A 12,425-nucleotide genomic window follows, 5' to 3' on the forward strand; every position below is an offset into this window, starting at 1 on the left:
TTGACTGTTTTTTAAGCTTATAAATTAGGGGGATAGTCTTACTTTTGTCCACAAATTTGGTGAATCATTATTTTTTTCATATAAAATACGATCATGTAATCGGCTGGGTCTTCCTTGCCAAAATTCAACTCTATCAGGTATCACAATATACCCCCCCCAATAATCAGGACGAGGGACTTTTAAGGGATATTTGATCCCCAATTTTGCGACTTCTTTTATTAATTGAGCGTGCCCAGTAATTTCCTGACTTTGATGACTTGCCCATGCACCTAAACGACTGGTATATGGGCGAGAAGCGAAATAAACATCTGATACTTGGGTATCTACTTTTTGTACAGAGCCTTCTATTCGAACCTGTCGTTCTAATTCTGGCCAAAAAAATGTTAAAGCTGCATGAGGGTTTTGGGCTATAGCTAGCCCTTTTCTACTTTCATAATTGGTATAAAATATAAATCCTTCTTGGCTCATTTCTTTTAACAAAACAATACGAGCGGTAGGCATGCCATTTTGATCAACTGTAGCAACATTCATTGCTGTTGGTTCATTCACTTTTGCATCAATTGCTTGTTTTAACCACAATTCAAATTGATTGAAAGGAGATATGGCACACTCTTTGATAGAGAGAGTTTGTTTGGCGTAATCCTGACGAATAGATTGTAAATTTAAAGACATGGACACTCCAAAGAAATATTTCGTAAAATCTGTTTATTAGCTTAACATGCAACAATATAAAACAAAACGATTGCGCGTTTATTTTACCCTCAAAATCAGTTAGAATGTGCACCTTTACCTTATAAAAATAATTAGTTTTTATGTCTTTTATTACCATCGGGCTCAACCATCAGACAGCTCCTGTCAGCGTCCGTGAACGATTAGCGTTCACGGCACAAATGCTGCCTGAAGCTTTACAAAACTTAGTAGCCAGTGGTATCAGCAATGAAGCGGTGATCTTGTCAACGTGTAATCGAACTGAAATATATTGTGTTGCACAACCTGATGAACTCATTCAGTGGCTCTCAGATTTTCATAATATCCCCACAACTGAAATTAAACCATTTTTGTACACATTAAAAACACAAGAAGCGATACGGCATGCTTTTAGGGTCGCCAGTGGTTTAGATTCAATGGTATTGGGTGAACCTCAAATTTTGGGGCAAATAAAAGACGCTGTAATGACAGCAGATCAAGCTAAAGCTCTAGGCCCTTTTTTAAATGTGCTTTTTCAAAAAACATTTTCTGTCGCAAAAAATGTCCGTTCGACCACTGCTGTTGGTAAAAATGTCACGTCAATGGCTGCAGCCTCCGTTAAAATGGCCGAACAAATTTTCCCAAGCATTAATCAATTGAATATTTTATTAATTGGCGCAGGAGAAATGATTGAACTGGTTGCAACACATTTTGCCGCTAAAAATCCTAAAAAAATTGGCGTCGTTAACCGTACATTGGCACGGGCACAAGAATTATGTAGTCAACTGAATACTCGAACAGAAGCTTATACTTTAACGCAGCTTCCCCAAATTCTATCCCAATTTGACGTGGTGGTTTCATCTACAGCCAGCCCCTTACCTATTGTCGGGAAAGGAATGGTTGAGCGTGCATTAAAAGAACGAAAATACTTACCTATTTTTTTATTGGATCTAGCTGTTCCTAGGGATATAGAATCTGAAGTTGAAGAATTAGAAGATGCTTTTTTATACACTGTGGATGATATAGCCAGTTTAGTGGAAGAAAATAAAGAAGCCAGACAAACTGCCGCAGCACAAGCAGAAAGCATTATTACAGAAAAAGTAGAAGAATTTATTTCATGGCAACAAAACAGGCGTCATGTCCCTTATATCAGGGCTCTTAAAGAGCAAAGTGAACACACCCGACTTGACGCATTGAACCATGCTAAAAAACAACTGCAAAAAGGTATGGATGCCAATGAAGTTTTAGAACAATTGTCGGTTCAACTCACCAACAAACTACTGCACTTACCAACTAAAACATTAAATCACGCTTCTGAACAACCTGATTTAGCAGAAGCTATTATTAAAATTTATCAATTATCACAAAAATAAAATGAAACCATCTATTCTCGAAAAATTAACACAATTAAGTCATCGTTTAGAAGAAGTGACACAGTTACTGAGCTCTGAGCAAGCAACGGATGATTTAGATCAGTACCGAAAACTGACACAAGAACATGCTGAATTGACCCCTGTCATAGAAACTTTTCAAGCTTACCAACAAGCAGAACAAGATTTGATTGATGCAGAAGAAATGCTGTCCGATCCTGAAATGAAAAGTTTTGCTCAAGAGGAAATCGGCCAAGCAAAAATAAAACAAGATGAGTTGGAGAAAGCCCTACAAACTTTACTTTTACCCAAAGACCAAAATGATGATAAAAATATTTTTATTGAGGTCAGAGCAGGTACCGGTGGGGATGAAGCCGCTCTTTTTGCTGGAGACTTAATGCGTATGTATACACGCTATGCAGAACGTAACCGTTGGAAAGTGGAAATTGTTTCAGCCAATGAATCTGAATTAGGCGGTTATAAAGAAGTGATTGCTAAAATTGAAGGGTTTGGTGTATACAGCCGTTTAAAATTTGAATCTGGAGGACACAGAGTACAACGTGTTCCCACAACAGAATCTCAAGGCCGTATCCATACCTCAGCGTGTACCGTTGCTGTTATGCCAGAAGCAGACACAATTAATGATATAGTTTTGAATCCAGCAGACTTGCGTATCGACACATTTCGAGCCAGTGGTGCTGGTGGGCAACATATAAATAAAACGGATTCTGCTGTACGGATTACCCATCTACCAACAGGGATGGTTGTAGAATGCCAGGATGATCGCTCGCAACATAAAAATAAAGCACAAGCCTTATCTGTTTTAGCTGCGCGAATCAATGATATGCAACGTAAAGAACAACAAGCAAAAGAAGCAGCTGAACGCAAAAGTTTGATTGGTAGTGGCGACAGAAGTGAACGTATTCGTACCTATAATTATCCTCAAGGACGTGTTACAGATCATCGTATTAATCTTACCTTACATAAACTTGATTTCATCATGGATGGAGACCTAGGTGAACTAACCAGCGCACTTATTACTGAGCATCAGGCTGAACTATTAGCACAATTGGGAGACTAACTCTTTAGGTCTGAATGATGCTGAAAAATAAAAGGTGAGGGAAATTCCTTCACCTTTTGTTTTAAATAAAGGAAAAAGAACATGAATAAGAAAAACATTATCATCATTGGTGGAGGCATTGCTGGGATGGAGGTCGCTACCTCGCTTAGCAAACAATTTCAACATACTCAGACCAATATTATATTGATTGATAAAAGCCCCTTACATGTCTGGAAACCAATGTTACACATGTTTGCCGCGGGCACTGCAGAACCGACAGAACAAGGTGTTTCTTTTGTAGCTCATGCCAGTATACACGGTTTTCAATATCATCCAGGCAAAGTCTATAAAATTGATCAACTAAATAAAACGGTTCATTTAGAAACGCTTTTTAATGGCGAATATATTGAAATTTTACCAGATCGAACGCTACATTATGATTACCTAATCGTTAGCACGGGTAGCTGCTCCAATGATTTCGGTACAAAAGGCGTTAAAGAATTTGCTTATACAATTGATGACTTAAAACGAGCTTCTCATTTTTTTGAGTCTTTTCAAAGCTTAATTCTACGTGCAATAGATAAACAAGAAGTCTGTAATGTCTGCATTGTGGGTGCAGGTGCAACGGGTGTTGAATTGGCGGGAGAATTACATAACTTTATTGAACTAGCATCCAGTTATGGAGACCACGATATTAATCAGTTCTTACATATTACGTTAATCGAAAGCAATGCTCGAATTTTAAAAAGTTTCACAGAAAAAATCAGCAAAGAAGCCAAATATGCATTAGAAAAACTCAACATCAGAGTGATTGAAAATGAACGTGTAATGGAAGTACAAAAAGACAATGTATTATTAGGAAATGGTGAAATTATTCAAGCAACTTTAACGGTTTGGTCCGCAGGGGTCAAAGCGCCAGAATTTATTCAAACTATAGAAGAAATTGATTTATCTGCTTCTGGGCAAATTGTTGTCAACCCATACTTTCAAAGCCTTAAAGATTCTTCAATTTTTGCACTTGGTGACTGCAGTTCAATTCAAGCAGCACCTCTGGCACCAACTGCTCAAGTAGCCAGACAACAAGCATTATATTTGAGTCGCCACTTCAAAAAAATCATTCAACAAGAACCCAATATTCCTTCTTTTCAATATAAAGACAATGGCGCGTTAGTTTCTGTTGGTCGCTATGCTTCTTTTGGGGTGTTTGGTGGTAAAGGCATATTAAAAGGCAATACGTTTAAAGGATACATCGCTATGTTTGCTCACATTATGCTATATCGTATGCATCAAACAGCCATATTAGGATTCTGGCGTGCTCATGCAGCTTGGCTTGCTGAAAAACTCACTCGTTTTGTTAAGCCCAAAATCAGAACATACTAAAAAATAGAAAAGGCTAACTTCCGTAATATATTAGCCTTTTTCTATTTAGGTTAAAACCATTCACCAAATTGCATGAAAATGATGCAAAGGGCCAATACCTTGACCAATTTGCATGTCTTTTCCTGCCAATATAGCTTGATATAAGTATTCTTTCGCTTTTTGTATGGTACTTTTTAAATCTTGCTCTTGTGGATATAAAGCACAAATAGCAGCAGATAAGGTACAACCTGTTCCATGAGTATGTTTTGTCTGAACACGTGGGTTAGAAAACCAAGTAATCTGTCCATTCTGTTCAACAAGGCAATCAGAAGCTTCTTCACTTGCTAAATGCCCGCCTTTAATCAAAACATTCTCTACCCCCATTTGATGAAGAGCCAAAGCTTGTTTTTCCATTTCCTCAAAATTTTTAGCCTCTTCACATCCTAATATTTTTGCCGCTTCAGGTAAATTAGGGGTAATTAAATTGACATAAGGCAGCAATGATTCGATTAATGCTTCTACCGCAGTTTCTTGCAATAAAGAAGCCCCTCCTTTTGCCACCATAACAGGGTCTAATACCACAAAAGATGGAGTATATTGCTTTAGAACATGCGCAACCATTTCAATCACATCCACATCAGCCAACATACCTATTTTTACAGCATCTACTCTTATATCAGAAAAAACTGCATCAGCTTGCGCTTGCACAAATAAAGGTGAAACAGGAAAAACACCATTTACCCCTTGTGTATTTTGTGCAGTTAAAGCTGTGATGACGCTCATTCCATATGCACCAAGAGCTGAAAATGTTTTTAAATCTGCCTGTATTCCTGCTCCACCGCCTGAATCAGAGCCTGCTATAGTTAAAGCATGATATTGAGTCATGAGTTTATCCAATTCTGTTTTAAAATTTGTGTAGCCTTTTTAGGATTGGCTGCAGCACAAATTGCGGAAATAACAGCAACACCATTTGTTCCTGTTTGCTTTGCTTGAAATATATGCTCGTCTTTTAATCCACCAATGAGAATATTAGGTAAACGACATGCTTGTACCAGCTGTGTAGATAATTCAAAACCTAAGGCAGGATTAGCATCTATTTTAGAAGAAGTATCAAATACTGGGCCTATACCCACATAATCAACAGGTAAACTATTGGCTTGTGATACTTCTTCTATAAAGCTGGCAGACAAACCAATTATTTTATCTGAACCGACCAGTTGTCGCACAATATGAGCAGGTAAATCTTCTTGACCAATATGCACACCATCTGCATCAACTGCTAAGGCAATATCAATATGATCATTAATAATCAACGGCACATGATAAGCTTTACATATAGGCTTTAAAGCCAACGCCAAATCATACCAAAATCGTTTCTTATAATCTGGTGCGCGCAATTGTATGATTGAGGTGCCACCTTCTAAGGCAGCCTTAGCTACTTTTAAGGCACCATCAAAACCACCACACATTAAAGGATCTAACACCAGATATAAAGATAAATCTATAGAGTCTGACACTTTAATAACCTTTGTTGATTATTTTGGGGCAACAATTGTAGTTCATCCATTAAAGCAACAGCAAAGCTACCAATTGCCTGAGTTTTTGCTGCAGCCAATTCGCCAGCAATGGCCATATGAGACAAAGCAGCACAAGCTGCGATAAAAGGTGTTGGGGCAACAGCACAATAAGCAGCCACCATTGCCGAAAGCGAACAACCTGTACCTGTGACTTTTGTTAATTGAACAGAGCCATTATCCAAAGCGACCACTTGGTTACCATCTGTGACATAGTCAGTTTGACCAGTTAGTGCAACCACTGTTTGATATTTTTGTGCCACGAACTTTGCTGACTCTAAAGCCTGATCACTAGACAAGGTACTGTCCGCACCCTTAGCTAAACCATTTTTTCCAGCCAATGCTTCTATTTCAGAAGCATTGGCACGAACCACGCTAGGTCGATAGGTCAACAACTCAAAACAAAAATTCGTTCGATAATTCAAAGCACCTGCAGCTACTGGGTCCAAAACCCAAGGCGTTTTCGTCTGTTCTGCTGTTTTAACAGCCAAACGCATAGCTTGGCTTTGATAAGTTGTTAAAGTGCCAACATTTACCAATAATGCAGAGGCAAGCTTAGCAAAATCCACAACCTCTTCATGTGCAACCACCATTGCTGGAGAAGCACCAATGGCAAGCAAAACATTTGCCGTTAAATTGACCACTACATCATTGGTTAAACAATGAACCAATGGTGCTTTTTGGTTGACCTCTTGCATTAATGATTGAAAAAGATCAGACTGAAACATGAATTCTTTTTCTCCTACAAAACTGCTGTTATTTTATTTTTAAATGATTTTATGGTGCACTGCTGCTTTCTTTTACTTCGCTGGCAGTTGCGGTTTGATCTTCTTCATCAAAACTATCTAAAATTTCGCTGTCGTCTTGTACTTCGAATTTTTTACCATTGATGGTAAATTGATCATTCTTTAGTTGTAGTGTTGTATGGATGATGCCACCGTCTAAGGTTAAATAGCCCTCTTGTTCCCATGCAGACACAAAACTGGAAATCATACCAGAAGCCAAATTTTTTATTTCTTCCATATCAGGTTGATCTTCTGCTCTTTCATCCACACTAAATATCATATCAGCCTGTGCTGCTGCTAAACTTTCTAAAGCTTTTTGTGGCACATAAAGCTCCATGTTTAAATTGATTTTTGCCACCAATGCATTAAAGTCTTCTAAATCAGCTTCAGTGATATTATTAAAAGCCACTTTGCCTTTTACATCCAATAAACCACTTGGCATTTTTAACTTAAAGGTTTCAATATTAATGACTGGATCATTTTCCCACAATCCTAAACCTTCTTTTTTCGCAGCATTCAAAATGGCTTCACGAGCTTCATCTTGGCCTAAATTTTGAGTAGCAATTTCACCTAATTTATTAGATAACGCATGCAAACTTATGCCATCGAGATGTTCACCAGAAATTTTAATTTGTAGTGGTCCATAAACCTCATTGCCATAAGTCAATTTATCAAAAGAAAACTGCCCTACTGCGTTAATGAATTTATCCTGCTCACCAATATCTGCTTCATATTTTAAATTGTTTAAAGTTAACTCTGCAGGGCCAATTTTACCGGTTGGGTTAATAAACGAACCAACTTGAATTTTGGTTAATAAGCTTAATACTTCATTTAATTGAATATGGTAATTGATGCCCTCTTTCCAACCTAGGTTAAGTGTCGCTAAACTAAATTTATTTTTACCTAAATTAATTCCTGTTTGACCAGTATGGGTTTCATTTTCATAAGCCATATCTTTAAAAATCAACTGACCTTTATCTGCTAAAATTACCTCTAAACCAGCAGTATTGGCTTTAACCTGATAATGTTCATAGTTTTGTTGATAATCTAATTGATATTGCAACCCCTTCCAATTGACTTTAATCCCTGAAAGCTCTGAATAATCAAAATTTGGTATGGTTAACTGCAATTGCCCACCACCAGTAAAATTCAAATGGTTAGTAATGGTAATCGGTTCTTTATCTTGAAAAAAACGACTCAATGTTTTTCGTGTATCTTCTGTGTAACTGAACTGTGTGCGCACATAGGCGTTACCTGGTTCAAATACAAAACTGGTTAATCTTGGGAAAGGGCCGTGATGGATAACATTAGTATAGGTAACCGATTTATCAACCAAGGCTTTTAGTTGCTCTGGCAACATATCTTTATAAGCGGCAATAACTGAAGGTTTGATTTTTACGGTTGTCACTTCAGTAGAGGAAAACCAGCCTCGTTGATAATCATGAGAAACGACTTCTAACCAAGAAGTATTTTGAATTAAGCTAAACTGCTTATCCAGTGTTTGTTTTGCCTTAACCCCCATATAGTATGGTAACGCCAACAAAAAGACAGCAAAAAGAACCACTAAAGATAAGATAATCTTCAACCGCTTATTCATAACTTGAGTTTTTTTCCATGATTAACGAACACTGAATCATAACACCAAGCGTGTATCTTGACTATTCTTATCAGAAAAACCATGGGTTATTTTTTGCATTGATCTGATACAGAATACTTGGCGAACATAAATCAAACTGCCATAATGCTTTATCCTCTCTACTTTCTTAATCTTTACTCAGTAAAACTGGAGCTTTAAATGAGCAATGTTTTAAACAGAGAACTTGGTTTACTTGAATTTAATCGTCGTGTTCTGGCACAAGCAGAAGACCCAAACATTCCTTTACTGGAGCGTTTACGCTTCTTATGTATTGTCTCGTCCAATTTAGATGAATTTTTTGAAGTACGGGTTGCCTGGCTAAAACAAAATAAAGAACAAAGAGTTAAACGTGGGCAATTGAATGTAGAAGAAAGCAAACAAATACTTGCAGATATTGCTTCAACAGCCAAAGCACTGATCAGCAAACAATATAAAATCTTACGGGAAACATTATTGCCTACCTTGAAAGATGAGGGAATATGGTTTCTACGCCGTAGGGAATGGACAAAGGAACAACAACTTTGGGTGCATGCTTATTTTGTCAGAGAGCTATTACCTATTCTGACACCTATTGGTTTAGACCCTTCTCACCCATTTCCTAAGTTATTGAATAAATCTTTAAATTTTGTGGTCGAACTGGAAGGTAAAGATGCTTTTGGGCGCCAATCAAATATCGCAATTGTTCAAGCACCACGAATTTTACCCAGAATGGTCAGATTACCTGAACACATTAGCACAAGCCAAAATACGTTTGTTTTTTTATCTTCTATTTTACATGCTCATGTACATGAGTTATTTTTAGGAATGGAAGTAAAAGGTTGTTATCAATTTCGGGTTACGCGTGATACCGATTTAGCCGTTGATGAAGAGGACATTAAAAACTTACGTATTGCTATTGAAGATGAATTGCATGATAGACAGTATGGACAAGCCGTTCGACTGGAAGTAGCAGATACTTGCCCAGCTTATATGCAAGAATTTTTATTGAAACAATTTGGTTTAAGCGAACAAGACTTATATTGTGTTGATGGCCCAGTCAATTTAGTGCGTATGATGTCTGTGCCTGATATGGTCAACCGTTCAGATTTAGTCTTTCCTCCTTTCACACCCAGTATCCCAGCCGAATTGGTGAACCGCTCTATTTTTGATGCGATTTCTCGTTCAGATATTTTATTGCACCACCCTTACCAATCCTTTCAACCAGTCGTTGATTTGGTACAACAAGGTGCCATAGACCCAAGTGTTATTGCCATTAAAATGACCGTTTATCGAACGGGTACAGACTCCGATTTAATGAAAGCGCTTATCGCTGCTGCCCAAGCAGGTAAACAAGTGACAGTGGTGGTTGAACTGATGGCACGCTTTGACGAAGAAGCCAACATTAACTGGGCTTCTTTACTGGAAGACGCTGGTGCGCATGTTGTTTATGGCGTATTTGGTTACAAAGTTCACGCGAAAATGCTGATGCTGGTTCGCAGAGAAAATGGCCTTTTAAAACATTATGTTCATTTGGGCACAGGCAACTATAATCAAAAAACGGCCAGACTGTATACAGACTTTGGCTTACTTACCTGTGATGAAGACATTGCCTCAGATGTGAATGATATTTTTATCCAGATTACAGGTTTAGGAAAAGCAGGCGGCTTGAAAAAACTCTTCCAAAGCCCATTTACTTTACACAATATGGTCATCAGGAATATAGAAAGAGAAACCCAACATGCACTGTCTGGTAAAAAAGGACTGATTATTGCCAAAATGAATGCTCTAGTGGAAACACAGGTTATTGAGGCCTTATATAAGGCAAGCCAAGCGGGTGTCAAAATTCAATTGATCATTCGGGGTGTTTGTGGCTTACGACCTGGTGTAAAAGGGCTATCTGAAAATATTTCGGTGCGTTCTATTGTAGGCAGATTTTTAGAACATCCCCGTATCTATTATTTTTATAATGATGCCAAAGAAGATTTATTTATTTCCAGTGCTGATTGGATGGGTAGGAATTTTTTCCGTCGTATAGAAACCTGTACCCCCATAACCAATAAAAAAGTAAAAAGACGGGTTTTTTATGAGGGTTTACGATTATTTTTAAGTGACAACTGTAACTCATGGGAAATGAATTCAGATGGTACATACAAAAAAAGGGTGGCACGTGGACAAAAACGTGCCGCTCAAACATTATTAATGCAAAAATATACAAAATAAAAGGAAATCAAATGGAATGGTTCTTAGCCATTTTGGCTATTATATTATTAATTGGGGGATTAGCCGGTACAATACATCCGGCCATTCCAGGTTTACCATTAATGTTTGCAGGCTCATGGCTGCTCGCTTATGTGGGAAATTACCATTATATTGGCACCACATCACTGATTATTATTGGTGTGATTACAGCAATTGGCATGTTGATGGATTTTATTGCAGGGCTACTGGGTGCAAAAATGACTGGCGCCAGTAAAAAAGCACTCTGGGGCAGTATTATCGGTGCAATTGTGGGCATTTTTTTTGGCATTCCCGGTATTATTTTGGGCCCTTTATTAGGAGCTGCTGTTGGGGAATACTATGAAAAAAGAGATTTACTCAAGGCTGGCAAAGTAGGCATGGGCACATTTATCGGTTTTATTATAGGCACTGTAGCCAAAATTGGCTGTGCTTTAATGATTGTGTTTATTTTGATTTTTGGACACCTTTACACTACATTCACTTCATAAAAAGGGGCATTTAAGCCCCCTTTTGTGAATCAATTTTATTTGACTACGTTGAATTTTATTTCTGGTTGTTTTTCACCATTTATTTCGATATTCAGAAGATATTGACCAATAGGATCATTTTCATCCAAGCTCCAACATGTACCTAGTTGTCTACTATCAGTCATTTGCTCAGTTGTATTGATTGTCCAAATTTTACCATCTTTTGATGCAGAAATTTTTGCATCGGGATTATTAGAAGCAAAAGCACCTTTTGCTGGCAATGTAAATTGTTCAATTATTTTTGCTGTTGCCTCTAGGTTATCTTGATCGGTCAGTTCTGCTACCCAACAATAGATTTCTTTTTTTTCTCTAGAAAAAGAAAGATCATCACCGTTAATATCAACCAGCTCATCTTCATTATTTAATACACCTTTACCAAAATAAAGTTCATTAACAATAGCTGTATCTTGTATTACAGCAGGAGGCATTCTTTTGGCATACACCACAGTTGAACCCACAGACAAAATCAATAAACTTAACAAGACTCTTTTCATTTACTATTCTCTTTCCAAAAAAATTATAGCTGTTATTAATCATTTAAATTACCGCATATATAAAATAATAGCATATTCTAAATTAATTAGTATCTCTATAACATAGATGAAACGCAGTATTATCCCTTAAAAAATAATTAAACGAATAACTAAGGACTATTTAGATTCACAGCTTAATTCACAAAAGTATTCTTGACTCGCTTTGATTGATGAAAATAATTACCCCACACAATTAATGTGACAATTGAGCGTATAAGATCTGAAAAAAGCGAAGGGTCTTCTAATTCCACTATATCTCGGGCAAGAATAGCCATCATACCAGTGTCGATAGCAACAAACACGCATAAAACAATATACAATAAAATGAATAACTTTGGTGTACGTGATTTTTTTTGAAACACTTGAGTACACAAAAACAGCCCAAAGGGTATAAACAATATTTGACCAACCAATTCAAAAAGTAAAATTGGTTGCCACATGTAATGATATGAATCTGAATTTAGTTCAGTTAATGCTGGCCATGTTTCAGAATTAATTACCTGAACAACTTCATAAACTTGTCCTGCCCACAAAAACAAACTTACAAACAAACCCAAAATAGGTAAAATCAGCCAACCACCAATACCTTGAGGCCCATCAATAACTGATTGAGATTTTTCAAGGGTAATAGGTGCTTCTGGCGTGGCATATGGGTTATTTTCTTCTTGCATGGATAT

General features: G+C 37.3%; 12 protein-coding genes. 5 read left to right on the plus strand and 7 right to left on the minus strand.

Going from position 1 to position 12,425, the window contains the following annotated elements; genetic code table 11:
- Positions 1–24: 24 nt before the first annotated feature.
- The gene (gene pdxH, locus AADH04_RS02215) at positions 25–672 is read right to left on the minus strand and encodes a pyridoxamine 5'-phosphate oxidase (RefSeq protein ID WP_434778627.1); all 648 of its coding nucleotides are present in this window, start codon (positions 670–672) and stop codon (positions 25–27) included.
- A 140-nt stretch (positions 673–812) separates the two neighbouring features.
- Between pdxH and hemA the strand changes: the two genes are divergently transcribed.
- From hemA to AADH04_RS02230, 3 genes are all read left to right on the plus strand, one after another.
- The gene (gene hemA / locus AADH04_RS02220; protein ID WP_434778628.1) at positions 813–2,060 is read left to right on the plus strand and encodes a glutamyl-tRNA reductase; all 1,248 of its coding nucleotides are present in this window, start codon (positions 813–815) and stop codon (positions 2,058–2,060) included.
- A gap of 1 nt (position 2,061) precedes the next feature.
- Positions 2,062–3,138, plus strand: a complete 1,077-nt coding sequence (prfA, locus tag AADH04_RS02225; protein WP_434778629.1) for a peptide chain release factor 1 — start codon at positions 2,062–2,064, stop codon at positions 3,136–3,138.
- An 81-nt stretch (positions 3,139–3,219) separates the two neighbouring features.
- Positions 3,220–4,497 carry an NAD(P)/FAD-dependent oxidoreductase gene (locus tag AADH04_RS02230; RefSeq protein WP_434778630.1) on the plus strand — a complete coding sequence of 426 codons (1,278 nt, stop codon included), beginning with the start codon at positions 3,220–3,222 and terminating at the stop codon, positions 4,495–4,497.
- A 60-nt stretch (positions 4,498–4,557) separates the two neighbouring features.
- Here the strand turns inward: AADH04_RS02230 and thiD are convergent, their stop codons facing one another.
- Genes thiD through AADH04_RS02250 form a run of 4 tightly spaced genes read right to left on the minus strand, consistent with a single transcriptional unit; the run spans position 4,558 to position 8,432 of the window.
- A complete protein-coding gene (gene thiD, locus AADH04_RS02235; RefSeq protein WP_434778631.1) occupies positions 4,558–5,361 on the minus strand; it encodes a bifunctional hydroxymethylpyrimidine kinase/phosphomethylpyrimidine kinase in 804 nt (267 codons plus the stop codon).
- Positions 5,358–5,993, minus strand: a complete 636-nt coding sequence (gene thiE, locus AADH04_RS02240) for a thiamine phosphate synthase (protein WP_434778632.1) — start codon at positions 5,991–5,993, stop codon at positions 5,358–5,360. The genes thiD and thiE overlap by 4 nt, the downstream gene beginning before the upstream one ends.
- A complete protein-coding gene (gene thiM, locus AADH04_RS02245; RefSeq protein ID WP_434778633.1) occupies positions 5,978–6,778 on the minus strand; it encodes a hydroxyethylthiazole kinase in 801 nt (266 codons plus the stop codon). The genes thiE and thiM overlap by 16 nt, the downstream gene beginning before the upstream one ends.
- A gap of 49 nt (positions 6,779–6,827) precedes the next feature.
- Positions 6,828–8,432, minus strand: coding sequence for a YdgA family protein (locus AADH04_RS02250; RefSeq protein ID WP_434778634.1), 1,605 nt, complete (start codon positions 8,430–8,432; stop codon positions 6,828–6,830).
- Positions 8,433–8,630: 198 nt separating this feature from the next.
- Here AADH04_RS02250 and ppk1 point away from each other — a divergent pair, with 198 nt between their 5' ends.
- Positions 8,631–10,670, plus strand: coding sequence for a polyphosphate kinase 1 (gene ppk1, locus AADH04_RS02255; protein WP_434778635.1), 2,040 nt, complete (start codon positions 8,631–8,633; stop codon positions 10,668–10,670).
- Positions 10,671–10,681: 11 nt separating this feature from the next.
- The gene (locus AADH04_RS02260) at positions 10,682–11,176 is read left to right on the plus strand and encodes a DUF456 domain-containing protein (protein ID WP_434778636.1); all 495 of its coding nucleotides are present in this window, start codon (positions 10,682–10,684) and stop codon (positions 11,174–11,176) included.
- A 35-nt stretch (positions 11,177–11,211) separates the two neighbouring features.
- Here the strand turns inward: AADH04_RS02260 and AADH04_RS02265 are convergent, their stop codons facing one another.
- Complete coding sequence (locus AADH04_RS02265) at positions 11,212–11,709, minus strand: hypothetical protein (protein ID WP_434778637.1); 498 nt, start codon at positions 11,707–11,709, stop codon at positions 11,212–11,214.
- Positions 11,710–11,882: 173 nt separating this feature from the next.
- A complete protein-coding gene (locus AADH04_RS02270) occupies positions 11,883–12,419 on the minus strand; it encodes a DUF2569 domain-containing protein (RefSeq protein ID WP_434778638.1) in 537 nt (178 codons plus the stop codon).
- Positions 12,420–12,425 lie beyond the last annotated feature (6 nt).

Source organism: Neisseria sp. Ec49-e6-T10, assembly GCF_051132615.1.
Classification (GTDB): Bacteria; Pseudomonadota; Gammaproteobacteria; order Burkholderiales; family Neisseriaceae.